Source organism: Marinobacter sp. (assembly GCF_041687235.1).
Classification (GTDB): domain Bacteria; phylum Pseudomonadota; class Gammaproteobacteria; order Pseudomonadales; family Oleiphilaceae; genus Marinobacter.
The window spans coordinates 73112-97643 of the sequence record NZ_JAWLCH010000003.1 but is presented as its reverse complement, the minus strand read 5'-3'; the positions used below and the strand labels follow the sequence as shown (position 1 = coordinate 97643).

The 24532-nt window shown below is 58.6% G+C and carries 24 protein-coding genes; 18 read left to right on the top strand and 6 right to left on the bottom strand.

The window, feature by feature from the left end; genetic code table 11:
- Window positions 1–16: 16 nt before the first annotated feature.
- The 9 genes from ACESMK_RS05930 to ACESMK_RS05890 all read left to right on the top strand — a co-directional run bounded on the left by ACESMK_RS05930 (window position 17) and on the right by ACESMK_RS05890 (window position 10925).
- The gene (locus ACESMK_RS05930) at window positions 17–1375 is read left to right on the top strand and encodes an N-acetylmuramoyl-L-alanine amidase (protein ID WP_372996232.1); all 1359 of its coding nucleotides are present in this window, start codon (window positions 17–19) and stop codon (window positions 1373–1375) included.
- 20 nt (window positions 1376–1395) lie between these two features.
- Window positions 1396–3303 (top strand): DNA mismatch repair endonuclease MutL, encoded by a 1908-nt coding sequence (gene mutL / locus ACESMK_RS05925; protein ID WP_372996230.1) that lies wholly within the window; start codon window positions 1396–1398, stop codon window positions 3301–3303.
- Window positions 3304–3331: 28 nt separating this feature from the next.
- Complete coding sequence (gene miaA, locus ACESMK_RS05920) at window positions 3332–4339, top strand: tRNA (adenosine(37)-N6)-dimethylallyltransferase MiaA (RefSeq protein WP_372996707.1); 1008 nt, start codon at window positions 3332–3334, stop codon at window positions 4337–4339.
- Window positions 4340–4372: 33 nt separating this feature from the next.
- Window positions 4373–4624, top strand: a complete 252-nt coding sequence (hfq, locus tag ACESMK_RS05915) for an RNA chaperone Hfq (protein WP_008170056.1) — start codon at window positions 4373–4375, stop codon at window positions 4622–4624.
- Window positions 4625–4743: 119 nt separating this feature from the next.
- The gene (gene hflX, locus ACESMK_RS05910; protein ID WP_372996228.1) at window positions 4744–6042 is read left to right on the top strand and encodes a ribosome rescue GTPase HflX; all 1299 of its coding nucleotides are present in this window, start codon (window positions 4744–4746) and stop codon (window positions 6040–6042) included.
- An 83-nt stretch (window positions 6043–6125) separates the two neighbouring features.
- Window positions 6126–7313, top strand: coding sequence for an FtsH protease activity modulator HflK (hflK, locus tag ACESMK_RS05905; RefSeq protein WP_372996226.1), 1188 nt, complete (start codon window positions 6126–6128; stop codon window positions 7311–7313).
- Between the two features lie 2 nt (window positions 7314–7315).
- Entirely contained in the window at window positions 7316–8191 is an 876-nt protein-coding gene (hflC, locus tag ACESMK_RS05900; RefSeq protein ID WP_372996224.1) for a protease modulator HflC, read from the top strand.
- A 174-nt stretch (window positions 8192–8365) separates the two neighbouring features.
- Window positions 8366–9547, top strand: a complete 1182-nt coding sequence (locus ACESMK_RS05895) for an ATP phosphoribosyltransferase regulatory subunit (protein WP_372996222.1) — start codon at window positions 8366–8368, stop codon at window positions 9545–9547.
- Window positions 9548–9629: 82 nt separating this feature from the next.
- Window positions 9630–10925: an adenylosuccinate synthase gene (locus ACESMK_RS05890; protein ID WP_372996220.1), complete on the top strand. Its 1296-nt coding sequence runs from the start codon at window positions 9630–9632 to the stop codon at window positions 10923–10925.
- 54 nt (window positions 10926–10979) lie between these two features.
- On the opposite strand, the gene cmoB is transcribed toward ACESMK_RS05890, so the two are convergent.
- Genes cmoB through ACESMK_RS05865 form a run of 5 tightly spaced genes read right to left on the bottom strand, consistent with a single transcriptional unit; the run spans window position 10980 to window position 14596 of the window.
- The gene (cmoB, locus tag ACESMK_RS05885) at window positions 10980–11972 is read right to left on the bottom strand and encodes a tRNA 5-methoxyuridine(34)/uridine 5-oxyacetic acid(34) synthase CmoB (RefSeq protein ID WP_372996705.1); all 993 of its coding nucleotides are present in this window, start codon (window positions 11970–11972) and stop codon (window positions 10980–10982) included.
- 2 nt (window positions 11973–11974) lie between these two features.
- Window positions 11975–12748: a carboxy-S-adenosyl-L-methionine synthase CmoA gene (cmoA, locus tag ACESMK_RS05880; protein WP_372996218.1), complete on the bottom strand. Its 774-nt coding sequence runs from the start codon at window positions 12746–12748 to the stop codon at window positions 11975–11977.
- Window positions 12741–13109, bottom strand: coding sequence for a kinase (locus tag ACESMK_RS05875; protein WP_372996216.1), 369 nt, complete (start codon window positions 13107–13109; stop codon window positions 12741–12743). Before ACESMK_RS05875 ends, cmoA begins: the two co-directional genes overlap by 8 nt.
- A 33-nt stretch (window positions 13110–13142) precedes the next feature.
- Window positions 13143–14159, bottom strand: coding sequence for a serine/threonine protein kinase (locus ACESMK_RS05870; protein WP_372996214.1), 1017 nt, complete (start codon window positions 14157–14159; stop codon window positions 13143–13145).
- A gap of 11 nt (window positions 14160–14170) precedes the next feature.
- Window positions 14171–14596, bottom strand: a complete 426-nt coding sequence (locus ACESMK_RS05865) for a hypothetical protein (protein WP_372996212.1) — start codon at window positions 14594–14596, stop codon at window positions 14171–14173.
- A gap of 149 nt (window positions 14597–14745) precedes the next feature.
- On the opposite strand from ACESMK_RS05865, the gene ACESMK_RS05860 reads away from it, so the two are divergent.
- Complete coding sequence (locus ACESMK_RS05860) at window positions 14746–15855, top strand: NAD(P)/FAD-dependent oxidoreductase (protein ID WP_372996210.1); 1110 nt, start codon at window positions 14746–14748, stop codon at window positions 15853–15855.
- Between the two features lie 159 nt (window positions 15856–16014).
- On the opposite strand, the gene ACESMK_RS05855 is transcribed toward ACESMK_RS05860, so the two are convergent.
- Window positions 16015–16758 (bottom strand): ComF family protein, encoded by a 744-nt coding sequence (locus ACESMK_RS05855; protein ID WP_372996208.1) that lies wholly within the window; start codon window positions 16756–16758, stop codon window positions 16015–16017.
- Between the two features lie 41 nt (window positions 16759–16799).
- On the opposite strand from ACESMK_RS05855, the gene bioB reads away from it, so the two are divergent.
- The 8 genes from bioB to ACESMK_RS05815 all read left to right on the top strand — a co-directional run bounded on the left by bioB (window position 16800) and on the right by ACESMK_RS05815 (window position 24464).
- A complete protein-coding gene (gene bioB / locus ACESMK_RS05850) occupies window positions 16800–17858 on the top strand; it encodes a biotin synthase BioB (RefSeq protein ID WP_372996206.1) in 1059 nt (352 codons plus the stop codon).
- A 76-nt stretch (window positions 17859–17934) separates the two neighbouring features.
- Window positions 17935–19110, top strand: a complete 1176-nt coding sequence (gene bioF / locus ACESMK_RS05845; RefSeq protein ID WP_372996204.1) for an 8-amino-7-oxononanoate synthase — start codon at window positions 17935–17937, stop codon at window positions 19108–19110.
- Window positions 19107–19862 carry a carboxylesterase gene (locus tag ACESMK_RS05840; RefSeq protein WP_372996202.1) on the top strand — a complete coding sequence of 252 codons (756 nt, stop codon included), beginning with the start codon at window positions 19107–19109 and terminating at the stop codon, window positions 19860–19862. The genes bioF and ACESMK_RS05840 overlap by 4 nt, the downstream gene beginning before the upstream one ends.
- On the top strand, window positions 19850–20668 hold the full coding sequence (gene bioC / locus ACESMK_RS05835; protein WP_372996200.1) for a malonyl-ACP O-methyltransferase BioC: 819 nt from the start codon (window positions 19850–19852) through the stop codon (window positions 20666–20668). The genes ACESMK_RS05840 and bioC overlap by 13 nt, the downstream gene beginning before the upstream one ends.
- 60 nt (window positions 20669–20728) lie before the next feature.
- Window positions 20729–21421 carry a dethiobiotin synthase gene (gene bioD, locus ACESMK_RS05830; RefSeq protein ID WP_372996199.1) on the top strand — a complete coding sequence of 231 codons (693 nt, stop codon included), beginning with the start codon at window positions 20729–20731 and terminating at the stop codon, window positions 21419–21421.
- Window positions 21422–21472: 51 nt separating this feature from the next.
- Window positions 21473–21718 carry a flagellar basal body rod C-terminal domain-containing protein gene (locus ACESMK_RS05825; protein ID WP_372996197.1) on the top strand — a complete coding sequence of 82 codons (246 nt, stop codon included), beginning with the start codon at window positions 21473–21475 and terminating at the stop codon, window positions 21716–21718.
- Window positions 21719–21761: 43 nt separating this feature from the next.
- The gene (locus ACESMK_RS05820) at window positions 21762–22394 is read left to right on the top strand and encodes a putative metalloprotease CJM1_0395 family protein (RefSeq protein ID WP_372996195.1); all 633 of its coding nucleotides are present in this window, start codon (window positions 21762–21764) and stop codon (window positions 22392–22394) included.
- A 270-nt stretch (window positions 22395–22664) separates the two neighbouring features.
- Window positions 22665–24464 (top strand): acyl-CoA dehydrogenase C-terminal domain-containing protein, encoded by a 1800-nt coding sequence (locus ACESMK_RS05815; protein WP_372996193.1) that lies wholly within the window; start codon window positions 22665–22667, stop codon window positions 24462–24464.
- Window positions 24465–24532: the final 68 nt, after the last annotated feature.

The following is a 24532-nucleotide window of genomic DNA, read 5'->3' as shown; positions in this document are numbered from 1 at the left end:
CCGGCAGGTAAGCTTTATGACAAGCGCAAAGCTGAGTACAAAGTGGTTGTGGCCGATTGCGATAGTGCTTGCGGTTCTGGTATTCCCGGCGGCAGCCGGAACCAGGGTCGAAGGGGCACGGATATGGCCTGCACCGGATCATACCCGGCTGGTGTTGGATACAGGCGGGCAGCTTGAGCACAATGTTTTTTCTCTGAGCAGCCCCGCGCGGCTTGTCATTGATCTCAAAAACGCCAGTCTGAAAGCGGATCTTGCCAATCTGGATCTCTCCGGCAGTCCGATCAAACGTATTCGGAGCGCCCCCAGGAACGGTAACGATCTCAGGGTGGTTCTGGATCTGAAGTCCGACATCAAGCCCCGAAGTTTTCAGTTGGAACCGAACCAGCAGTATGGTCACCGGCTTGTTGTTGATCTGATTGATGAAGGTGGTACCCGTCTGGAAAAGGCGGCAAAACCGACGGTCACCCAGGATTCGGCTGGCAAGCGGGATGTTATCGTTGTTATTGATGCCGGGCATGGCGGAGAAGACCCCGGAGCCATCGGGCCCAAGGGAACCCGTGAGAAGGATGTGGTTCTGGATATGGCCAGAACCCTTGCCAACCTGATCAACAAGCAACCGGGATATACCGCCAAACTGACCAGGACCGGCGACTACTACATCGGGCTGCGCAACCGCACACTGCTGGCCAGGAAATACAATGCCGATCTTTTCGTTTCGGTGCACGCCGATGCCTTCCGGACGCCGCAGCCCAAAGGGGCTTCGGTCTTCGCGCTTTCCCAGAGAGGCGCCACCAGTGAAACGGCCCGGTGGCTGGCCAACAGTGAAAACCGCTCTGATCTGATCGGTGGTGCTGGCGGGTTGTCGCTGGACGGTCGGGACGACATGCTTGCGGGTGTTCTGCTGGATCTCTCCATGACGGCCAGTATCAATGCCAGCCTTGGTGTGGGTAGCTCGATCCTCGGAAAGCTTGGGGGGGTGGCCAAATTGCACAAGCCCGGAGTCGAGCAGGCCGCTTTTGCGGTGCTGAAATCACCGGATATCCCTTCCATCCTGGTGGAAGCCGGTTTCATCTCCAATCCCCAGGAAGAGAAAAACCTGGCCACAGAGTGGTACCGCAACAAGCTGGCGGGCGCCATCATGAAAGGGATTAATGACTACTTTCAGAAATCGCCGCCCCCCGGAACACTCCTGGCCTGGCAGAAGCAGAATCGCCAGGGCGGAGACAGTATCAGTCATTACCGCATACAGCGAGGCGATACGCTCTCTGGCGTGGCCCGGAAAAACCAGACCACCGTCAGTGAGCTGATGCAGTTTAACGACCTTCGGGACGACCGTGTTATGGTAGGGCAAACCATTCGTATTCCTGCGTCCTGATCAAGAGGTTTTTCCGTAACATGCCCCCCATCCGATTGCTGTCACCACGGCTCGCGAACCAGATTGCCGCGGGCGAAGTGGTGGAGCGACCCGCGTCTGTCGTCAAGGAACTGGTCGAGAATGCCCTGGATGCCGGTGCCAACCGGGTCGACGTTGAAGTGGAGCAGGGCGGCGTAAAGTTGATCCGTGTTCGGGACGATGGCAGTGGTATTGCGGAAGATGACCTGCCCCTGGCACTGAGTCGCCACGCCACCAGCAAGATTGCCAGCCTCGATGATCTGGAAGCCGTCGCATCCCTGGGCTTCCGCGGTGAGGCCCTCGCCAGTATCAGCTCTGTGTCGCGCCTGACGCTTACTTCAAGGACAGAGTCTCAGGAAGCCGCTTCCCGGGTTGAAGTCGAAGGTCGGGAAATGGACGCGAGAATTTCGCCGGCCGCTCACCCGGTCGGGACGACGGTTGAAGTGCGGGACCTGTTTTTCAACACCCCGGCGCGGCGAAAGTTCCTGAGAACCGAGAAGACCGAATTCAACCATGTTGAGGAGTGCGTACGCCGGCAGGCCCTGAGCCGTTTCGATGCCGGTTTTACCCTGCGCCACAACCAGCGTGTTGTGCAGAGCCTGAGGCCGGCTGATTCGCCACTTGACCGTGAACGGCGAATTGGTGCCCTGTGCGGCCAGCAGTTTATCGACAACACGGTGGTCATCGATGCCGAAGCCACCGGGCTGAGGCTCTGGGGCTGGGTAGCCTTGCCAACGTTCTCTCGCAGTCAGGCGGACCTGCAGTATTTCTTTGTCAACGGTCGGGTCATCCGCGACCGTTTGGTGGCCCATGCGGTCCGCCAGGCCTATCGTGATGTTCTTTACAACAATCGGCATCCGGCGTTTGTACTCTATCTGGAGGTGGACCCGGCCACCGTGGATGTGAATGTGCACCCAACCAAGCACGAGGTCCGGTTCCGTGATGGGCGGCTCGTGCACGATTTTATTTTCAGGACGTTACACAAAGCGCTGGCCGACGTGCGACCGGATGATCATTTGCGCGGTGCAGTGGCCCAGTCCTTCGGTCGCGAAGCTGCGGCTCATGGGAACCCTGAGCCGGCAACAGGCGCCCCCACAGGCGCTTCCTGGAACGGCCAACCGCAGGTGCCAAACTATAGCCATCCGGGCGGATCGGGTGCTGGATTCGGCGGGCAGTCCCAGCCGCAACAGGAATGGCGCGCCAGTGACCAGATGGCGTTTTACCAGTCCCTTAATGCGGGCGGAGGTAGCGAAAGCCCGCAGTCGATGCCTGTCAGCGATGCCGTTGCGACACCTGTGCCCACGCCGCCCGTTGACAGCGACCAGGAGCCGCCGCTGGGGTATGCGATTGCTCAGCTCCACGGCATCTATATTCTCGCCCAGGGCCGGGCAGGGCTGATCGTGGTCGATATGCACGCCGCCCACGAGCGCATCACCTACGAACGCATGAAAAGGGCGCTCGCCGAGCAGGATCTCAAAAGCCAGCCATTGCTGGTTCCGCTGTCACTGGCGGTCAGCCAGAAAGAGGCAGCCCTGACCGAAAGCCATGGTGAAGAGTTGCAGAAACTCGGTCTTCAGATTGAGCGCATCGGTCCGGAAACCCTGGCTGTCCGGCAGGTGCCCGCGCTCCTTCGTGGCGCTGATACCGAGCAACTGGTTCGTGATGTTCTGGCCGACCTGATTGAGCACGGCCAGAGTGACCGGGTTGAAGCAGTGACGCACGAATTGCTGGGCACCATGGCGTGCCATGGTTCCGTTCGTGCCAACCGGCAGCTGACTATTCCTGAAATGAATTCGCTGCTCAGGGATATGGAGGCAACCGAGCGGAGCGGTCAGTGCAATCACGGCCGGCCAACATGGACCCTGGTGACCATGTCCGAACTGGACAAGCTGTTTCTCCGGGGGCGATAAGGTGTCTCTGCCACCCGCCATCTTCCTCATGGGGCCAACGGCCTCGGGTAAAACCGACCTGGCCATGGCGCTTTGCGACCATCTGCCTTGCGACATCATCAGCGTGGACTCCGCGATGATCTATCGGGGGATGGATATCGGAACGGCCAAGCCGACCCCCGAGGAGCTTGAGCGGGCGCCCCATCGGCTGATCGACATCTGTGATCCGGCTGAAACCTATTCCGCGGCGGATTTCCGGAGGGACGCCCTGGCGGCGATGGCGGAAATAACCGCTGCAGGCCGGGTTCCTCTGCTCGTGGGCGGCACCATGATGTATTTCAAGGCGTTGCTCCACGGCATGCCCGGTCTGCCTTCGGCAAGCCCGCGCATACGCCGCGAGCTGGAAGAGGAGGCGGAAGAACGTGGGTGGGACGCTCTTCACCGGGAACTTCGGCGTCAGGATCCGGTCGCAGCGGAACGAATTCATCCGAATAACCGGCAGCGTTTGATGCGGGCCCTGGAAGTGTTGCGCCTCACAGGAAAACCGATTTCGGCGTTCTGGGAGGCCGAAACCGGTCCGGGCAACGAAGCGGCAGAAGCAACAGGGAAGCGAGGCGATATTGAGGATTACACCTATTTCACTCGCTGGCAGGCAGACGAAACTTCTTTGCTTCCGTATACTGTGGTTCAGCTTGCCATGATGCCGCCTGAGCGGCGAGTGCTTCATGAGCGAATCCGCCTGCGTTTCCTGAAGATGCTTGAAGCGGGCTTTCTTGAGGAGGCGAGGGCACTGATGCTCAGGGAAGACTTGCACCCTGATCTCCCTTCCATGCGTTGTGTCGGATATCGCCAGGCCTGGAGTTATTTGTCCGGGGATGACGATTACGAGACATTTGTCAGCAAGGGAGTGGCAGCAACGCGCCAACTGGCGAAGCGGCAGTTGACCTGGTTACGCAAGTGGTCTGGTGTTGACTGGCTGGACAGCGACGACAAACTTATCGTTGAAGCAGCCTTGAAAAAAATCCGACTTCGCACCACATTTAATTTTGACAAATGACGATCTGCATTTACTAAAAACAGGAGAAAACACATGTCAAAAGGGCATTCGTTACAAGACCCTTACCTTAATGCATTGCGCAAGGAACGCATTCCGGTTTCCATCTTTCTGGTCAACGGCATCAAGCTACAGGGCCAGATTGAGTCTTTCGACCAGTTCGTGATTTTGCTGAAAAATACTGTCAGCCAGATGGTCTACAAGCACGCGATTTCCACCGTGGTACCTGCCCGTAATGTGCGTATTCCGCAGCAGGCTCCGGGAGGAGAGGGCGAGTCTGAAGACTGATCCAGCCGCTTTCCCGGTATTGCCACCCGCGTTCCAGGAGATCCCTTTCAGGGGTCTTGTGGCCGCGGGTGTTTGTTTTTATAACACCCCAAAGTCGATGACCCCGGAGTTGATGCCAATTGTTTGAACGTCCTGATGTCGGTGAGCGCGCGGTACTCGTCCACATCGATTTTACTGCCCATGATGGCACGGAAGACCCTGGTGAGTTTCGTGAGCTGGTTACCTCCGCCGGCGTCGAGCCCGTGTGTACGGTGACCGGGTCCCGCAAGCAGCCAAGCCCGAGGTTCTTTGTGGGTGAAGGCAAGCTGGAAGAAATTCGTGACGCTGTAGCTGCGAATGAGGCCGACGTTGTGCTCTTCAATCATGCCCTGAGCCCGCGTCAGGAACGGAATATCGAGCATGAACTCAAGTGCCGGGTACTGGACCGTACCGGCGTGATCCTCGATATCTTTGCCCAGCGGGCCCGGACTCACGAAGGCAAGCTGCAGGTGGAGCTGGCGCAGCTCGAACATATGTCCACGCGCCTGGTTCGGGGCTGGACTCACCTTGAGCGCCAGAAAGGTGGTATCGGTCTTCGGGGGCCGGGTGAAACCCAGCTCGAAACAGACCGTCGCCTGCTGCGGGAGCGGATCAAATCCATCCATAAACGGCTTGAAAAGGTTCGCCGGCAGCGAAACCAGGGGCGCAGGGCCCGTCAGCGGGCCGACATTCCCACGGTATCGCTGGTTGGTTATACCAACGCCGGAAAATCCACTTTATTCAACCGGATTACAACTTCTTCCGTATATGCTGCAGACCAGTTGTTCGCTACCCTGGATCCGACGCTGCGGCGGCTGGAACTTCCGGATATCGGGCCGGTCGTAATGGCGGATACCGTAGGCTTTATTCGGCATCTGCCCCATAAACTGGTCGAAGCATTCCGGGCAACGTTGGAGGAAACCACGCAGGCAACCTTGCTGCTGCACATCATCGACAGCCATGACCCCCGGCGCGACGAGAACATTGAGCAGGTTGAAGAGGTGCTTGCCGAAATTGGGGCCGATGAAATTCCCATGCTGCAGGTGTTCAACAAGATTGACCTGCTGGACAACTTTACGCCGCGAGTCGAGCGCAATGAAGAGGGTGTTCCGGTACGGGCCTGGGTGTCTGCGGTAACCGGCGAAGGTCTGGAAGGGTTGTTTGACGCGATCGTCGAGAGGGTTGCCGAAGACGTTGTTCATCATTTTGTCCTGCTTGGCCCCGCCGATGGCAAACTGCGCGCGCTGCTGCACGAAGCGGGTTCCGTGGTGAGCGAGGAGCACCGGGATACGGGGGATTCGGTTCTGGAGGTGCGCCTGCAGAATCGGGACTGGCAGCAGCTTTTGAGTCGGGCCGGAGTGAACGAAAATTCAGTCAGACTGGACGCTGGACGCGCCTGAAACCTTGGCGGCTATTGCCGGGGCGACGATAAATCCCTAGTATTTGCAGCCATTCTATCTATAAGTCAGTAACGGAGAGCACTATGGCCTGGAACGAACCGGGTGGAAACCGTAACGACAATGACCCCTGGGGTACCGGTGGTGGTCGACGCGGCAATGATCAGGGTCCGCCAGACCTCGATGAGGCACTGAAAAAGGGTCTGGATAAGCTCAACAAGATGTTGGGTGGTAAAGGTGGCAAGTCCGGTGGTGGCGGCAGCAGTAGCGGCGGAAGCGCCGGCGGCTTCGGTGCAATTCTCGCATTGGCGGCCATCCTGGTGGTTGGTTACGTCATATTTCAGTCCTTCTACACGGTGGACGAGCAGGAAAGGGCCGTCGTACTGCGTTTTGGTGAATACCACAAGACCGAAAACCCCGGCCTGCGATTCAAAGTGCCGTTGATTGATAATGTCACCAAGGTGCGCGTCACTAACGTGCGAACCGCCGAGTCCAGTGGCCAGATGCTGACCCAGGATGAGAACCTGGTTACGGTGGATCTGCAGGTTCAGTACCGCGTTGGCAACGCTGAAGCCTATGTATTGAACGTCAGGGACTCCAATGAGGCTCTGGCTTTCGCTACCGACAGCGCCATTCGTCATGAGGTGGGCAGCTCCACGCTGGATGACGTTTTGACCGAAGGGCGTGCGGAACTCGCTGTCCGCGTCGAACAAAGGCTCCAGACCTTCCTTGCGGATTATGGTACCGGCCTTGAGCTTGTGCGGGTCAACGTTGAGAGCACCCAGCCGCCTTCGGCCGTTCAGGATGCGTTCCGTGAGGTGCAGCGTGCCCGGGAAGACGAGCAGCGTGTCAAGGAAGAAGCGGAAACCTATCGCAACAAGGTTGTACCCGAGGCCCGAGGTCAGGCCCAGCGTATGATTGAAGAAGCGAATGCTTATAAAGAGGAAGTGATCGAGCGTGCACGTGGTGAGACTGCGCGATTCATGGAGCTTCTGAACGCCTATCAGATGGCTCCAGAGGTTACCCGTGAACGCTTGTATCTGCAGACCGTCGAGACGGTTCTGGCTAACAGCAGCAAGATCCTCGTGGACACAGAGAGCAGTGGCAACATGATGTACCTGCCGCTTGATCGTCTGACCCAGGGTTCCCTGCCCCGCAGTGGTGGATCGTCTTCCGGTGGCAACCAGGGTGATTTGGACATTCAGACTCTGACTGATCAGGTTCTTCAGGAACTGCGAACCAGGCAGGATACTACCGTTCGGAGGAGCAGATAATTATGGGACCTAAAGGTGTAGTGGGCCTTGCAGGCGCCCTTATCGTTGTCCTGCTGGTGTTGTCCAGTGTGTACATCATTCCGGAAACCCATCGGGGCGTTATGCTCCGGTTCGGTGAGCTGGTAGAGACCGACATAGAGGCCGGGCTTCATTTCAAGGTTCCGGTCATTGACCAGGTCCGCGAGTTCGACATCCGGGTTCTGACCATGGATCTGCCATCCCGGCAGTATCTGACGGTGGAGAAAAAGCCTCTCGATGTGGATTCCTACATTGCCTGGAAAATCCGGGATGTGGACCAGTTCTACCGGGCAACCGGTGGCGATGAGTTCCGGGCCCAGTCCCTCCTCTCCTCCCGTGTGGATAACGGGCTTCGGGATGAGTTCGGTGTCAGGACCATGGTTGAAGTGGTTTCCGGCCAGCGGGACGAGCTCATGCATACCCTGCGGGATCGGGTGAATCAGACCGCTCAGAACGAGTTCGGTATCGAGGTTCTGGATATTCGGGTGAAAGCGATCGAATTTCCGGGGCAGGTCAGTGAAAACGTTTTCCGGCGTATGGCGACCGAGCGGGAAAAGCTGGCCCAGGAATTCCGTTCAAGGGGGCGGGAACTGGCCGAAGGGATTCGTGCTGACGCGGACCGCCAGAGAACGGTGGTTCTGGCAACGGCTTTCGCCCAGTCAGAGGAAACCCGTGGTGAAGGTGACGGTGAAGCGGCCAGAATCTACTCGGAAGCCTATGGCTCAGATCCTGATTTCTACAGCTTCTATCGTAGCCTGGAGGCCTATCGCAAGACCTTTGCGAGCAAGGATGACATCATGGTGATCGATTCCGAAAGCGCGTTCATGAAATTCCTGAACGATCCGCAGGGCGCCCGTTAACCCTGCAGGCTGAGACCAAAAACCGGAATACCTCCGTATTCCGGTTTTTTTGTGTCCGCCAACCGTGTAAAATTCTGCCGGTTTTGTGTCGGGCTTTTACCAAGTGCCGCCTTAAATCCTGTGTGATCCCCCAGCCATCTGTGCCGGAGTGGATATAACGGACAACGGAATCTCATGACAGTATCTGATCGCTGGTTACTGCCAGATGGGGTAGAGGATATTCTGCCACCGCTGGCCGGACGGATCGAATCCCTGCGTCGGGATGTAATGGATACCTGCCAGCGCTGGGGTTACCAGCTGGTGATCCCACCGCTTATCGAATATCTCGAATCCCTGTTTACCGGGACCGGGCATGATCTGGAACTGCAAACCTTCAAGCTGACCGATCAGCTGACCGGGCGCATGATGGGCGTTCGTGCCGATATGACACCTCAGGCCGCCCGCATTGATGCCCACACCCTGGGCCAGGAAGGGATTACTCGTCTTTGCTACGCCGGGCACGTACTCCATACCCGCCCAAGACACATGCTGACTGGCCGAACGCCTATCCAGGCCGGTTGCGAGCTGTTTGGCAGTGGCTCGGAAGCGGCGGACATGGAAGTGATCAGCCTGATGCTAGAGGCTCTTCGGGTGGCGGGTTTGCCGCGTATCCATCTGGACCTTGCTCATGTGGCCATCTATGAGAGCCTGATCGGCGAGGCGGATTTTGATCGCGATACCGAAGCCGCCATTTTCGACGCCATGGCCCGCAAATCGGTACCTGAGCTGGATGAGCTGCTGGGTCAATGTCCGTCTGGCTCTGCGGGCGCTCGCCTGCGGGAGCTTGCCCGGGTCAGTGGTGGTCCGGAAGCACTGCAGGAAGCGCGCCGGATCCTGCAGGGTGCGTCTGACAACCTGGATGCCGCCCTTGATCAGCTGGCGCGCGTGTCCGACATGCTTGGCCGCGATTATCCGGACATCCGTTTCGGATTCGATTTCTGTGAGTTGCGTGGCTACAACTACCACACTGGCCTGGTGTTTGCCGCCTATGTACCGGGGCATGGTGATTCGGTCGCCAAGGGCGGCCGTTATGATGCCATTGGCAGTGATTTTGGCCGGGCCCGTCCGGCAACCGGGTTCAGTCTCGATATTCGGGCTCTGGTCTCCCTGGGTGACCGGGTAGTAAGCAAGGCCGGCGCAGTCTGGGCACCAGCGGAGGACGATCCCGCTCTCGAAGGTGTAATCTCCGGTCTTCGAATGACTGAAACCGTTGTCCGGGCCTTGCCCGAAGATAACGGCGTCGATCCGGTCCTCAGAGGCTGTGACCGGGAACTGGTAAAACAGGGCGGCCAGTGGGTCGTGCAGAAGCTGGGCTGATGCCTCCGGGGCTTCGGTGAATTCATTTCAGGTTAATTTGCGAAACGCCTGTCCTGCGGGGCAGCCGCATTGAGAGAGAATCATGGGTAAAAACGTTGTTGTGCTGGGCACCCAATGGGGTGATGAAGGCAAGGGTAAGATTGTTGATCTGCTGACCGACAAGGTTGCGGCGGTTGTCCGCTTTCAGGGTGGGCACAATGCCGGTCATACCCTGGTAATTGACGGCAAAAAAACAGCGCTCCATCTGATTCCTTCCGGTATTCTGCGACAGCACGTTTATTGCCTGATCGGTAACGGCGTCGTCCTGTCGCCAGAGGCCCTTCTGAAAGAGGTGCGTGAGCTTGAAGCCAATGGGGTGGCTGTTCGCGATCGCCTTCGCATCAGCCTGGCCTGTCCAATCATCCTGCGTACGCATGTCAGAATTGACCAGGCCCGCGAGAGGGCTCGTGGTGTCGACAAGATCGGAACGACCGGTCGCGGCATTGGACCGGCCTATGAAGACAAGGTGTCGCGTCGTGGCCTTCGTCTGGGGGATCTGTGTAACCCGGCCGATTTTGAGGTGAAGTTGCGCGAGATCATGTCGTACCACAACTTCATCCTGACCGAGTACTTCAAGGAAGAGGCCGAAGACATCGACGCCGCCCTTGAAGAGCTGAAGCAGATGGGTGAGGAAATCCTGCCGATGGCGGCGGATGTCACCGATATGTTGCACGACTTCCGCAAGCGCGGGGAAAACATCCTGTTCGAGGGTGCCCAGGGTTCATTGCTGGATATCGATCTGGGTACCTATCCGTACGTGACGTCCTCCAACACCACCGCCGGCGGCACCGCCACCGGGTCCGGTTTCGGCCCTCTGTTCCTGGATTATGTGCTGGGTATCACCAAGGCCTATACCACCCGCGTTGGTTCCGGCCCGTTCCCCACTGAGCTGTTCGACGACATGGGCAAGCACCTGGCGGTCAAGGGCAACGAGGTGGGTACCACCACCGGCCGCGCCCGCCGATGTGGCTGGTTCGACGCAGTGGCACTGCGCCACGCCATCCAGATCAACAGCGTGTCGGGCATTTGTCTGACCAAGCTGGATGTCCTGGACGGACTGGAAACCGTGAAGGTATGCGTTGGTTACAAGACCCCGAATGGCGAGATTTTCCGCCCCCCCATCGGCTGCGACAGTTACAAGGACATTGAGCCGGTCTACGAAGAGCTTCCTGGTTGGAGTGATAGCACCGTTGGGCTGACCAGCGTCGATCAGCTGCCAGAGAACGCCAAGGCCTACATTCGATTCCTGGAGGAGCAGATTGAGGCTCCGATCGACGTGATCTCCACGGGTCCTGATCGAATTGAAACCATCACACTCCGTCATCCGTTTGGCGACTGATCGTTAACGGATGAAAAAACCGCCCTGCCGAAAGGCACGGCGGTTTTTTTGTATTCAGGGCTTTTCCGCGACGACAGTGGCCCGAAGGGGGCCCGGGTACCCTTCCACCGTTTTCGACGGGTCTTGCCGGTCCAGAAAATCCTGCAGAGAGTTAAAGCGCATCCAGTCGGTGCTGCGCTGCTCTTCGGTGGTTGTCGCCGTGACATCGACCACCCGGGCATTGCGGAAGCCGGTTCGGTCCAGCCAGCGCAGCAGGGTATCGCAGGTGGGCAGGAACCAGACGTTTCGCATCTGGCCGTACCGGTCCTCGGGCATCAGGCTGAACCCCTCAGGGCCTTCAACCACCAGTGTTTCCAGCACCAGCTCGCCGCCCCGGCGAAGTGTCCCCTTGAGCTCAAGCAGATGATCCAGTGGCGACCGTCGGTGGTAGAGGACACCCATGGAAAAGGTGGTATCGAAGGTCTCGAGCCCTGTGGGCAAATCTTCCATGCGGATTGGAAGCAAGTCCACGGGTACATCACCAAGGTAATCCTTGACGCTGAAGAACTGGAACAGAAACAGGAGCCCGGGATCAATGCCGATCACCCGGCCGGCGCCTTCTCCCAGCATTCTCCAGCAGTGGTATCCGGAGCCACAACCGACATCCAGTATTCGGCGACCGGAAAGGTCTGAAAGATAGGGGGATACCCGGTCCCACTTCCAGTCAGAGCGCCACTCGGTATCAATGTAGGTACCGAAGAAATCGAACGGGCCTTTGCGCCAGGGCATCAGGCCCCGCAGTCCCTGCTCCAGTTGCTCCTGCTGGGCGCTGGTCAGGGGTTGCGAAGAGGTCAGGGTTACGGCGGAACGGTCCAGTTCCGCGGTTACCTTTTCAAGCTGGGGCAGGCGGTCAAGGGCAGCCTGCCAGCGATCCAGGTCGCCATGGGGACGGTCTTCAAAGCGGTGGGCCAGTTGCTGCCGGAGCAAACCTGCCCAGTGATCCAGGCCCTCTTCCGAAAGTTCATTGATGATTGGCCCGAACCGGGCGTTCCAGTCAAAATTTGCCATGGTCATTCGTCGGTTTCGTTAGCCTTGATGGCGAGCATGGAAACAAAGTTGAAGCACTGGTACCACACCACGACATTATCGAAACCCGCCTCCACAAGCCGGGCCCTGTGGGCCGACAGTGTTTCCGGAATCAGAACCTGCTCGATGGCCGTGCGTTTCTGGCTGATTTCAAGATCCGAGTAGCCATTGGCTCGTTTGAACTCGTGGTGGAGCCGGGTCTGGATGGTCTGCTCGGCTTCGGACTCGAAACGGATTTTCTCTGACAGGATCAGCACACCGCCGGGGCGGGTGGCTTTTGCAATTCGTGCGAGCAGGCTTGCCCGCTTTTCCGGATCGACAAACTGCAAGGTGAAATTCAGTGTGGTCACCGAGGCGTCGTTGAGCTCGGTGTCCAGAATGTCTTCGCACCTCAGGGTAACGGGAAGGGTGTTGTCGTCCAGGGCAATATAATGCTCGCAGCGTTCGATCATGGCGCTGGAGTTGTCCACGCCGACAAGAGTGCAATCCGAGTGTGATATGCCGTGGCGCATTGCAAGGGTGGAGGCGCCCAGGGAACAGCCCAGGTCGTAACAGTGGGAGCCCGGCTGGACGTATTGCTCGGTGATCACCTCGATCATCGGAATGATGGTGGTGTAGCCCGGAACAGAACGGCGAATCATGTCCGGGAACACCCTGGCTACCGATGCGTCGAATCGGAAATCCTCCGGCCGGCGTTCAGTGGCGAACAGCCGGTCCGTTACCTGTTCAGGCGCCGAAGGTCTGCGAGGTTTAGTCATCGGTGGCCGGGGCCTCCGGTGCCCGTGGGGCGGGCGCTCCCATGGGTGAAGGGCGTGCACAGCGTACGCCACGGTTCTTGTAATCCACCAGAATGCCCCGGAATGAAGGGTCCACATCCGCAGCAATAGCCAGGTAGCCGTTCTCGCAGACTGCGTGCAGTTCCGATGACTTGGGCGACATACGGAAGGTTTCGCCCTCGGTGATATGGATGGCCTGGAAATCACCGACCGGGACATGGTCCTTGTTGTCCGTATGACTGATCCTGCCGCTCATCTCCAGCACAAGAACGGTGCCGACGATGGCAACGATTGCGGTTAAAATCAGGCTGCGAACAGTGTAACGGGCCTCGTTCTGGCTCATGCCTACCTCGAATCAATAGAATTTAGAATGTTGTCAGTACTGTCCTGGCACGGTGATGGCCGGAGACTGAAGGGCTGATAACTGCTCCCGGAGGGAAAGAATCTGGTCTGACCAGAATCGTGGCTGAGCGAACCAGGGGAAAAAGCGTGGGAACGCAGGATCGTCCCATCGTTTTGCGAGCCAGGCGCAGTGTGCAATCTGACGGTAGCAGCGCAGTGGCTCGATCAGGTGGCGCTCACGACGGTTGAAATCACGGAACATCTCGTAACCTTCCAGCAGTTCTCCGAGCTGGGCACCCCGCTCAACGTCATCGCCGTTCAGCAGCAGCCACATATCCTGAATAGCCGGGCCTGTGCGGCAATCGTCCAGGTCGACGAACAGCATCTGCTCGTCCCGACACAGGATGTTCCCGGCATGGCAGTCGCCATGAATCCGCAAGGTTTCGACCGGGCCGGCCTCATCGACACGGGCGGCGCACTGCATCTGCAGGTCAGGGATCAGACTGTCCCAGGCGGGTCTGAGATCCGCCGGAATCCAACCGCCGTCCACCAGAAGCCGGTTACTGGATTCGATGCCGTCCAGCAGAGAGATGCTTGAGCGATGGGCAAACGGTTTGCGGGCACCCATATTATGGATTTGACCGAGCCATTGCCCCAATCGGTACAGGGTGTCGGTCACGCTCGTGTCCGGCGCCTGGCCCCCGCGCTGCGGAAAAACGGCGAACAGGAATTCGCCATGGCGCCCGAGGGTGTCTCCGGAAGCCAGCTTCAATGGTGCAACAACGGGAATGTCCGCCTGCAGCAGCTCCAGGGTGAAGTCATGCTCCTCCCGGATTTCCGCCTCGCTCCATCGGCCGGGCCGGTAAAATTTGGTGATGACCGGGGCGCCCTCGTCCAATCCCACCTGATACACCCGATTCTCATAGCTGTTCAACGCGAAGAGCCGTCCGCTGACTGCAAATCCGGCGTCTTCCATCGCGTCCAGAATGGTATCGGGAGTCAGGGAATCGTAGGGATGGGTGGATGCTGCAAGTGAAGGGTCATGGGTCATATGGGGACGTTTCAGAGCCTTGTGTCGTATTTGGACTTCATGGATTGCAGATGGTACCAGTTTTCATCCAGTTCCCAGCGGATTCGGCTGATGCCCGACGCTCCAAGCACGACATCTCCAGCACGGGCCTGTACCTGTGCCAGTTCCCGTTCGGCACGCTGCCAGTCCCGGTGACTGTCGCCGAGGTTTCGCATACTCGGGAATACCGCACTCAGGGCCTTATGGGTAGAGGTGGTGTGGGATCGCAGCGAACTCATGATGGCAGTATCGCCCTCCACCCTGAGCACCCGGTGCTTGTAGGGATAGCTGGCAACCATGGTGTCTGACTTGAGGCGCTCATTGAGGCTGATAACCTCAAAGCCACGCCAGCCCAGCCACCCGACGAACAGGGCGGCCACCACCATTACCAGAACAAACTGCTTCCTGTCAGACATCATACGCCGGGCTCCATGCACTTCTTTCCGGACGCCAGTATAACCGGTATGGGCTCTCGAGTAATGTGTTGAGCCTTCCCTGGCCGGTTTTTGCAGGGATGGCAGGATGGGGTAAGCTCAGTGCGTTGTCAGTAGATCCGGGGCAAGCGTAAGTGTCGACAGAAGTCCTTGAAAACCAGACCGTTGTAATCGGCGCTGGCGTTGTTGGGCTTGCCATTGCCCGCGCCCTCGCCAGAGCCGGACATGATGTGATTGTACTGGAAGCCGCGGGCCGCTTTGGTGAGGGGATATCCTCCCGCAACAGCGAGGTCATTCATGCTGGCATCTACTACCCGGAAGGGTCACTGAAAGCGGAATTGTGCGTTGATGGCCGACAGCGGCTCTATGAGTATTGCCGGACCCATAAAGTCGAACACCGGAAATGCGGCAAATGGATTGTCGCGGCCGACCAATCACAGAATGGCAAACTCCGGGATATTCAGGGCGCTGCAGCGCGCAACGGCGTTGAGCTGGCCCTGCATGACGCAGACCGAATCAGCCGGGAAATGCCGGACATCCGAGCCAGTTCGGGGCTCTGGTCGCCGGAAACCGGTATCGTCGACAGTCATGGTTTGATGCTCTCTTTGCTCGGCGAGCTCGAGGATGCCGGCGGCCAACTGGTCCTCCGGTCACCCGTGGTGGCCGCTGAATCGTACAGCCACTGGAATCGTCTCCACGTGGGAGGCGATCATCCGCTGATCCTGAAAGCGAAAAACGTCATCAACGCCGCCGGCCTAGCGGCCGTACCGCTGGCAAAAAATTGGGCTGGCCTGCCCGACGAATACAAACCCCGGCAGTGGCTCGCCAGGGGCGTCTACTTTAGTTACAGCGGCCGAACACCCTTCAAAACCCTGATCTACCCGGTCCCGGAACCGGGTGGCCTCGGTGTTCATCTCACCCTCGATCTCGCCGGCCAGGCCCGCTTCGGCCCCGACGTGGAGTGGATCGAAACGGAAGACTACACCGTCGACCCAAACCGCCAGGAAACCTTCGCCAGAGGCATCCGCCAATGGTGGCCAGCCCTCGACCCGGCCCGACTTCAACCCGCCTACGCCGGCATCCGCCCCAAGTTAACCGGACCTGATGGCGGCTTTGCGGATTTCCGAATTGATGGGCCGGAGGATCACGGAGTGAAAGGGCTGGTTAACCTTTTTGGCATCGAGTCGCCGGGTTTGACCTCGTGTTTGGCGATAGCAGATTTTGTACAGAAGAAGCTGGACTGATTAGCGGGCTCAGAAGTCTGGGCGTCAGGCGGGGTGGCCCTCCCGGGATTGTAGAGGGCCAAGGATGGCCCGAAACAAGCGCACATGGATGTGCTCGTAGCGTATCCCGGGAAGGCCACCCCGGCTGATGCATGCTCTGAAGAGAGGTATCGAATAACACTAACCGGGCGTCCGAGCCAAAGCCCAAACCTGAATCTCCCGCGCCCCGGCCTCCCGAAGAACCGAAGCCAAAACCCGAACCGTCGCCCCCGTCGTCACCACATCGTCCACAATGGCGACCCGCTCAGGCACCTCCGAAACGACCTCAAACACCCCGCGAAGATTCGCCAGCCGCGCCTCCCGGTTCAACTCTCGCTGCGCCCGAACCCGCCGGACGCGCTTCACCAATCCGGTAGCCACAGGAATGTTCAGGTGTCCCCCTATGGTCTCGGCAATGTCCTGGGCCTGATTGAACCCCCGCTGCCGCCGTCGCTTCTCATCCATCGGTGAGGGCACCAGTGTGTCCGGTCTGGCTATCTTGCCAGCGCCCAGTTCCTGTTCAAGAAAACTGGCGAAATCCGCCATCAATGGCCGCCCGAACTTACGCTGGCCATGGTATTTGTAGCGGCCGATCATACCGTCCAGCGGAAACTGGTAGCGCCAGGGCACGCAGGCATTATCAAAAGGTGGCGGGTATTTCAGGCAGTCGCCACAAAGCAGTTCCGAGGATGGAAAGGCGAGGGGCAGTGCGCAGCAGCGGCAGCGCCAGTGGTTAACCGGTAGATCGTCCCGGCAAGGTTGGCATAAGCCGTTGAAAGCATGAGAAGAAAGGCAGGCGACACACAGTCCGCCCTGCTTGATGCTGTTAACCTTTTGCTTCATCAAGGTTGACAGCAAGTTCAGTCCCTTTATCATCTGATTCATCCGTAAACCCAGAGACCGGGAAAGGTTAACAGGACTTTTACATGACCGCTACAGAACTCCGCCACGACTGGACACTGCAGGAAGCCCGCGAGCTTTTCGAGCTCCCCTTTAACGATCTTCTGTTCCGTGCCCAGAGCGTGCATCGCCAGCACTTCGACCCGAATGAAGTGCAGGTAAGCACTCTGCTGTCGATCAAGACCGGCGCCTGCCCGGAAGACTGCAAGTACTGCCCGCAGAGCGGTCATTACAACACCGGGCTTGAAAAAGAAAAGCTGCTGGAAATTGAAAAGGTGGTGGCGGAAGCCAAGGCCGCAAAACAGAAGGGGGCTTCCCGGTTTTGCATGGGCGCCGCCTGGCGCAGTCCTTCGAAGAAAGATATGCCTTATGTTCTGGACATGGTCAAACAGGTGAAGTCCCTGGGTCTCGAGACCTGCATGACCCTCGGCATGCTCAAAGAAGAACAGGCAGTGGAACTGGCCAATGCCGGACTGGATTACTACAACCACAATCTGGATACCTCCGAGAAGTACTACAGCCACATCATCACAACGCGGACCTACCAGGACCGGCTGGATACCCTGGACAACGTTCGCAAGGCCGGCATGAAAGTATGCTGCGGCGGCATCATGGGCATGGGTGAAGACGAGGATGACCGGGTTGGCCTTTTGGTTCAGCTGGCGAATCTGCCCCATCATCCGGAGAGTGTGCCGGTGAATATGCTGGTCAAGGTAAAGGGCACGCCCATGGAGGATGTGGAGGATCTGGATCCGTTCGAGTTCATCCGCATTATTGCGGTGGCGCGGATCATGATGCCAGCTTCCCACGTGCGTCTGTCGGCAGGCCGGGAAAATATGAACGAGCAGATGCAGGCGCTGTGTTTCATGGCCGGTGCCAATTCGATTTTCTACGGTGAGAAGCTGCTGACCACCGCCAATCCCGAGGCTGATGCCGATATGCTGTTGTTCAAGCGTCTGGGAATCCGCCCGGAGCAGCGGGAGCAGTGTGCCTCTGAGGAGCAGGAAGAGGAGGCGATTGCGGAGGCTGTGGAGTATGAGGCGACTCGTCACATGTTCTATGACGCTACTCGGGAATCTGCCTGAGTATTGGCCCATTACAATCCCGGGGAGCCTTACCCGCTCGTTGCCCGGGCCGATGAGTTAACCTCCAGGTGCTATCGTGCGGGACTTTGCCCTCGAACTCGAAGAGCGTAAGCAGGCCGGTCTATATCGGACCCGCCGGCAGGTAACCGGCCCCCAGAAGCCTTCTCTTGTTGCTGACGGCAAACCTTTGCTGTCTTTCTGCAGCAACGATTATCTTGGCCTTGCCAATAATCCTGCCAATATCGAGGCCCTTCGTAATGCGCTTCCGGAGACAGGGCTCGGGGGCGCAGCATCCCATCTGATCTGTGGTCACCATGATGCTCATCACCAGTTGGAGCTTCGTCTGGCGGAGTTTACCGGCCGTAGTTCGGCGCTGTTTTTTTCCACTGGCTACATGGCCAATATGGGCGTTATTTCGGCGCTGGCAGGGCGGGGTGATACGATTTTTTCGGATCGGCTGAATCACGCCTCTATCATCGATGGCTGTATACTGAGTCGGGCCCGGGTTCGGCGCTATGCCCATGGCAATGTGTCGGCGCTGGAGGCGATGCTGGCGGAGACGTCCGGGCACAAGCTGGTGGTGACCGACGGTGTGTTCAGCATGGATGGTGACATTGCACCGTTGGCGGAGGTGGCTCGGGTTTGCCGTGTCCACGATGCGTTACTGGTGGTCGACGACGCTCACGGGATCGGTGTTCTGGGGCCTGAAGGGCGGGGCAGTGTGGCCGAGATGGGGTTGTCAGAGGAGGATGTGCCGGTTCTTATCGGTACCCTCGGCAAAGCGGTTGGGACCAGTGGTGCGTTTGTGGCCGGGCCGTCAATGCTGATGGACTATCTGGTTCAGAAGGCCAGGACCTATATTTATACCACGGCAATGCCGCCGGCGCTGGCCATGGCGACCCTTTCGAGTCTGGATATTATTGCGCGGGACCAGGGGCGTCGTGATCATGTGCTGGGCCTGGTGTCCCGGTTTCGCAGGGAGGCGTCCGCCATGGGGTACACATTGATGCCTTCACGAACGCCGATCCAGCCTATCATGATTGGCGATAACCACGATGCGCTGGCGCTGAGTCAGGCGTTGGAGGAGCGTGGTTTGCTGGTCTCGGCGATTCGTCCGCCTACGGTTCCGGTGGGTGAGGCGCGTCTGCGGGTTACGTTCAGTGCCGCACATTCTCAGGAGAATCTCGATTGTCTGTTGAGCGCGCTGTCAGAGTGCCGTTATCTGGTTCAAAAGCCGGAAATGGCGATATGAATTCGGGCAAGGTCTCTTTGCGTCTGGTGGTGGTCGCCGGCTGGGGCGTTCGTGCGGAGATGTTGTCTGAGCTCTATGATTTCTGGCTGGGTGAGGTTGTGCCGGTTTCGCTCGACGATGAATTGCTGGCCCGTTGTCATTCCGTTTCAGAGGTGGCCGATGAGCTGCTATCGCTGTACCCGGAGCCCTCGGTCTGGATGGGTTGGTCCCTGGGCAGTCAGGTTGTCATGGAAGCCGCTGCGCGAGAGACGGGCTCGGTATCCTGCGCCATAACGCTGGGGGGCTTTCCCAGGTTTGTTGCTGACGAAAGCTGGCCCCATGGCATGAACGACCGGGATTTCAAAGCGTTCTCCCTCGGCATCCAACGGGACCCTCAGCGGTACTGGCTGCATTTTCTCCTGCTGATGATCAATGGGGCTGCGAACGAGAAGCAGGAGCGGCAAAAGCTTAAACCCTGGCTCGAAAAGGGCACCCTGGTTTCCCACGATTACCTCTGCGAAAGTCTTGCATGGCTGGAAACCGGCGACCAGAGAGCTCTCTGGCGTTCGCTGGCCACTCCCGCGCTTCACGTGATAGGCGAGAACGACATTGTTGTCGCGTGCCGGGCGGAGGACCTTGAGTTGCCGGCTTCAAGTAGCCATGCGCTGGTTCCGGGGATGGCACACTGGCCTGGCGGCTGTTCGGCTGCAGACTGCTGGGATGCGATACAGACATTTTTTGCGGCGCAAAGGGATTTGTCATGGGCATTATGAATGCGGTGCCGGTGGGTGCCTCCCTTACCCTGAAATCGGATATTGCCCGTGGTTTTGGCAATGCCAGCGGGACCTATGAACGTGCTTCCAGGCTGCAGCGATTCATGGGTAACACCATGCTGCAGAAACTCCAGTCCCGGGGCAGTCGGCAGGTTGAATCGAGTATCCTGGATCTTGGTTGTGGCACTGGGTGGTTCACGCGCAAGCTTGCGGATATGGGGCAAATGGAGCTTCTGACGGGGGTGGATCTGTCGCCGGGCATGTTGCGGGAAGCCCGCCAGAACAGCCCCGAGGCGATCCGTTGGCTTCTGGCAGACGCTGAACGCCTGCCGTTGCCCGATGAGAGCTATGATCTGATTTTCAGCAACCTCATGATCCAGTGGTGCGATGACCCCTGTGCCGTCCTTCAGGAATGCCGGCGGGTTCTTCGTCCGGGTGGGTTGCTGATGGTATCCACGCTTCTGGATGGCACACTGAGTGAACTGAAAGCAGCCTGGCAAGCGGCAGATCCCGAGCACCAACACGTCAATCGTTTCGAAACCGAGCTTGCCCTGCAGGCGAAGGTACGTGCTGAGTTGCATGACGCAGCCCTCGAAACCCGCACCATCAGGCTACCCTATGATTCACCCATGTCCCTGGCGGGGGAGCTTCGATTCCTCGGAGCAGGCTTCCGCGGCGCGGGGCGTCGACGGGCGGTCACGGCGCCCGGCAGGATGCGGGCAATGTGCAGCAACTATCCGAAGCAGGCGGACGGGACTGTCATGGCAAGTTACGAGGCCGCCTGGATATACTGGCAGAAAAGTTAATACTCGGCGAAAACAGAAGAAGATGGCACGGAAACGGTGCTCCGGTAACAGGACGTCATAATGGCCAAGCAATCGTTCTTTGTAACAGGTACTGATACGGGTGTGGGCAAAACCATGGTGTCGGCGGCAATTCTCCGCGCGGCCCGGGCCATGGGTAAGCATACTCTGGCGATGAAGCCTATCGCCTCGGGTTGTGACCGCACGCAGGAGGGGCTCCGTAACGAGGACGCCCTGGTGTTGCAGAATGCCATCACCGAGCCCCTGGCCTACGAACTGATCAACCCGGTGGCGCTTGAGCCCGCCATAGCGCCGCACGTGGCGGCTGAGCAGGCTGGTCGCCATATTACCTCTGATCGCCTTGTCGGTTTTTGTCGGGGATTACAGATTCGACCGGCAGATCTCTTGCTCGTGGAAGGTGCCGGAGGCTGGCGAGTCCCTCTCAATGATCGGGAAACCTACTCGGAGTTTGCTCGCCAATTGGCGATGCCGGTTATTCTGGTGGTTTCGCTGCGTCTGGGTTGTATCAATCATGCGTTGCTGACAGCGGAAGCCATCAGGAGTGACGGACTGAGATTGGCCGGGTGGGTTGCCAATCGCACTGAATCCGAGCCTATGAATTGCGAGCAGGATACCCTGAATTACCTGGTGAACCACATGGGGGCGCCCTGCCTGGGTATCCTTCCCTGGCTTGAGGAGTCACGTCCGGAAATGCTGGCGGGATACCTCAACATTGACGTGTTGTTTGAAAAATGACCAGGATTGTGGCTTAATTGAGTCAATTAATGGTCATCAGGCACCGTGGTTATGATCAACAATACACTCGCAGTTGGGATTCAGGGCATTCAGGATGGCATGGTCGGCATAGACAATGCCGCCAGAAAGATTGCCCGGGGCGGCACTGACGGGCCCCAGGGCACTGCTGAGGGTGCGGGCAATCTCATAGAGCCGATTGTTGATCTGAAGATATACGAGCGAAGTGTTGAGGCGTCTGCACAGGTTGTAAAAACCGCCGATGAAACGCTCGGAACGCTTCTGGACGTCATGGCCTGATACCTGAAAGGGCGCTGCGCACGTGCTTTCCTCTGTTCCCCCTATGTTCCCCTCGTTTTCTGGGGTATCTCCTCCCGGACAGGTTTCTCCACGTATTCAAACAGCCGGCTCGCCAGAGGCGGAACCTGAAACCCCTTCTGTCGGTGGCAGAGCCACTGAAGCGTCTGGTAAAGCCGAGTCTGCGCGGGAAAATCCAGAATCCGGGCCCGGTGAGAATGTTGCAGACAACCCGCAGGGGCTGACGGATGCTGAGCTCAAACAACTGACCGAACTCAAGGCCCGGGACCGCGAGGTCCGTGCCCATGAGGCTGCGCATCAGGCGGTGGGTGGCCAGTATGCTGGTGCCATGTCCTTCACCTATCAGCGAGGCCCGGATGGTGCACAGTACGCCGTGGGTGGTGAAGTCTCCATCGACTTGTCCCCGGTGCAGGGGGATCCCCAGGCTACCATTGAAAAAATGCGGGTTGTGCGTGCAGCGGCCATGGCGCCGGCGGAGCCGTCGGGGCAGGACAGGGCCGTCGCAGCCCAGGCCATGCAGATCATGCTTCAGGCCCAGTCAGAGCTCGCTTCCGATCCCGGTTCCTCAAGGGTTGCAAGTAATGCCTACCGGGAGGTTTCTGCCATGGGGGACGGCGAAGAAACTCGTGCCTCCTCGTTCGAAACCGTCTCTGCCTGAGCTCGGTCTTCCCAACCTTCAATCCCTCCATAAATTTCCCGCAGTTACCGTTCGATGGTGCTGCGAATGCACTGTTGTGGCGCGTGATCTGGTGACACACCGCTACACAAATTTTGCATCCGGCTATTGACAATTCTGTGCCTCTAAACGTATGTTTCAAACAAGTGTTTAATTAAGGCTGCAGCGCAGTGCGTTGCAGTGTCTGAGCAAACCCAAGGCCAGAAGCTGTCAAACCTGTTTCAGCTGAGACCGAAAACCGAGGTGGATTCCATGCCTGACTACAAAGCGCCCCTGCGTGACATCAAATTCGTAATGACCGAGCTGCTGAACAGCGAGCAGCACTACGCCAACCTGGAAGGTGCCGAAGACGCCACTCCGGATATGGTGGATGCCATTATCGGGGAAGGTGCCAAGTTCTGTGAGCAGGTTCTGTCTCCCCTGAACCAGGTGGGCGACAAGGAAGGCTGTACCTGGAGCGAAGAAGGCGTCAAGACGCCGACCGGCTTCAAGGAAGCTTACCAGCAGTACGTTGAGGGTGGTTGGCCATCCATGACGGCCGATCCCAACTACGGTGGCCAGGGGCTTCCGCATTCCCTCGGTCTGGTCATGAGTGAGATGGTCGGTACCGCCAACTGGTCTTTCGGCATGTATCCCGGCCTGAGCCATGGTGCGACCAACACCATCGAGGAGCATGGTACCGAAGAGCAGAAGCAGACGTACCTGACCAAGCTGATCAGCGGCGAGTGGACCGGCACAATGTGCCTGACCGAGCCCCATTGTGGTTCCGATCTGGGCACCCTGCGTACCAAGGCTGAGCCCAACGCCGACGGCACCTACGCCATTACCGGTACCAAGATCTTTATCTCCGCCGGTGAGCACGACATGGCCGAGAACATCGTCCACATCGTTCTGGCACGTCTGCCAGGCGCACCGGAAGGCACCAAGGGTATCTCCCTGTTTATCGTGCCCAAGTGTCTGCCGAACGAAGATGGCTCTGCTGGTGAACGCAACGCCGTTTCCTGCGGTTCCATCGAGCACAAAATGGGTATCCACGGCAACGCCACTTGCGTAATGAACTTCGACGGCGCCAAAGGCTGGCTGATCGGGCCGGAGAACAAGGGCCTGAATTGCATGTTCACCTTCATGAACACCGCTCGTATCGGGACCGCCATCCAGGGTCTGGGTGCCGCCGAGCTGGGCTTCCAGGGCTCACTGGCCTACGCCAAGGAGCGTTTGGCCATGCGTTCACTGAGTGGCCCCAAGAATCCGGAAGGCATTGCCGATCCGATCATCGTTCACCCGGATGTACGTCGCATGCTGCTGACCCAGAAGGCGGTTGCCGAAGGCGCCCGCGCCCTGATTTACCTGACCGCGCAGCAGGCCGACATCGTTCACAGCGGCAAGACCGAAGAAGAGCGTCGTGCAGCGGACGAAGCGCTGGGCTTCCTGACCCCGATCGCCAAGGCGTTCCTGACCGAGATCGGTTACGAGGCAGCCAACCTGGGCATGCAGGTATTCGGTGGCCACGGCTTTATCTCCGAGTGGGGTATGGAGCAGAACGTTCGTGACGCCCGTATCGGCATGATCTACGAAGGTACCACCGGTATTCAGGCACTGGATCTTCTGGGACGCAAGGTTCTGATGACCCAGGGCGAATCCCTGAAGGGCTTCACCAAGCAGGTTCACGTGTTCTGCAAGGAAAATGCAGACAATGAGCAGCTGAAGGAATTCATCGAGCCGCTGGCGGCCATGAACAAGGAATGGGGCGAGCTGACCACCAAGATCGGTATGTCTGCCATGAAGAACCGCGAGGAAGTCGGTGCGGCCTCTGTGGACTACCTGATGTACTCCGGCTACGCGGTATTCGCGTACCTGTGGGCCCGCATGGCCAAGGTCGCTCTGGACCGGATGGTCGAGGGCACCTCTGAAGAAATGTTCTACAACGCCAAGGTGCAGACTGCTCGCTTTTACTTCAAGCGCATGCTGCCCCGTGCCAAAGGCCACGCAGAAAGCATGCTGGCCGGCGCTGACAGCCTGATGGACATGCCAGAGGAAGCCTTCGCCATCTAAGGCGCGGGCACCGAAGGACGGTTCCTTAGGATAGAAAGCCCGCGCTCCCTGGAGGCGGGCTTTTTTCA

Excerpts from the sequence above, each read along its gene's own strand:
- ACESMK_RS05930 (WP_372996232.1), top strand. The coding sequence starts at position 17 with ATGACAAGCGCAAAGCTGAGTACAAAGTGGTTGTGGCCGATTGCGATA.
- mutL (WP_372996230.1), top strand. The coding sequence starts at position 1,396 with ATGCCCCCCATCCGATTGCTGTCACCACGGCTCGCGAACCAGATTGCC.
- miaA (WP_372996707.1), top strand. The coding sequence starts at position 3,332 with ATGGGGCCAACGGCCTCGGGTAAAACCGACCTGGCCATGGCGCTTTGC.
- hfq (WP_008170056.1), top strand. The coding sequence starts at position 4,373 with ATGTCAAAAGGGCATTCGTTACAAGACCCTTACCTTAATGCATTGCGC.
- hflK (WP_372996226.1), top strand. The coding sequence starts at position 6,126 with ATGGCCTGGAACGAACCGGGTGGAAACCGTAACGACAATGACCCCTGG.
- hflC (WP_372996224.1), top strand. The coding sequence starts at position 7,316 with ATGGGACCTAAAGGTGTAGTGGGCCTTGCAGGCGCCCTTATCGTTGTC.
- ACESMK_RS05895 (WP_372996222.1), top strand. The coding sequence starts at position 8,366 with ATGACAGTATCTGATCGCTGGTTACTGCCAGATGGGGTAGAGGATATT.
- ACESMK_RS05890 (WP_372996220.1), top strand. The coding sequence starts at position 9,630 with ATGGGTAAAAACGTTGTTGTGCTGGGCACCCAATGGGGTGATGAAGGC.
- cmoB (WP_372996705.1), bottom strand. The coding sequence starts at position 11,972 with ATGGCAAATTTTGACTGGAACGCCCGGTTCGGGCCAATCATCAATGAA.
- cmoA (WP_372996218.1), bottom strand. The coding sequence starts at position 12,748 with ATGACTAAACCTCGCAGACCTTCGGCGCCTGAACAGGTAACGGACCGG.
- ACESMK_RS05875 (WP_372996216.1), bottom strand. The coding sequence starts at position 13,109 with ATGAGCCAGAACGAGGCCCGTTACACTGTTCGCAGCCTGATTTTAACC.
- ACESMK_RS05870 (WP_372996214.1), bottom strand. The coding sequence starts at position 14,159 with ATGACCCATGACCCTTCACTTGCAGCATCCACCCATCCCTACGATTCC.
- ACESMK_RS05865 (WP_372996212.1), bottom strand. The coding sequence starts at position 14,596 with ATGATGTCTGACAGGAAGCAGTTTGTTCTGGTAATGGTGGTGGCCGCC.
- ACESMK_RS05855 (WP_372996208.1), bottom strand. The coding sequence starts at position 16,758 with ATGAATCAGATGATAAAGGGACTGAACTTGCTGTCAACCTTGATGAAG.
- bioB (WP_372996206.1), top strand. The coding sequence starts at position 16,800 with ATGACCGCTACAGAACTCCGCCACGACTGGACACTGCAGGAAGCCCGC.
- ACESMK_RS05840 (WP_372996202.1), top strand. The coding sequence starts at position 19,107 with ATGAATTCGGGCAAGGTCTCTTTGCGTCTGGTGGTGGTCGCCGGCTGG.
- bioC (WP_372996200.1), top strand. The coding sequence starts at position 19,850 with ATGGGCATTATGAATGCGGTGCCGGTGGGTGCCTCCCTTACCCTGAAA.
- bioD (WP_372996199.1), top strand. The coding sequence starts at position 20,729 with ATGGCCAAGCAATCGTTCTTTGTAACAGGTACTGATACGGGTGTGGGC.
- ACESMK_RS05825 (WP_372996197.1), top strand. The coding sequence starts at position 21,473 with ATGATCAACAATACACTCGCAGTTGGGATTCAGGGCATTCAGGATGGC.
- ACESMK_RS05820 (WP_372996195.1), top strand. The coding sequence starts at position 21,762 with ATGTTCCCCTCGTTTTCTGGGGTATCTCCTCCCGGACAGGTTTCTCCA.
- ACESMK_RS05815 (WP_372996193.1), top strand. The coding sequence starts at position 22,665 with ATGCCTGACTACAAAGCGCCCCTGCGTGACATCAAATTCGTAATGACC.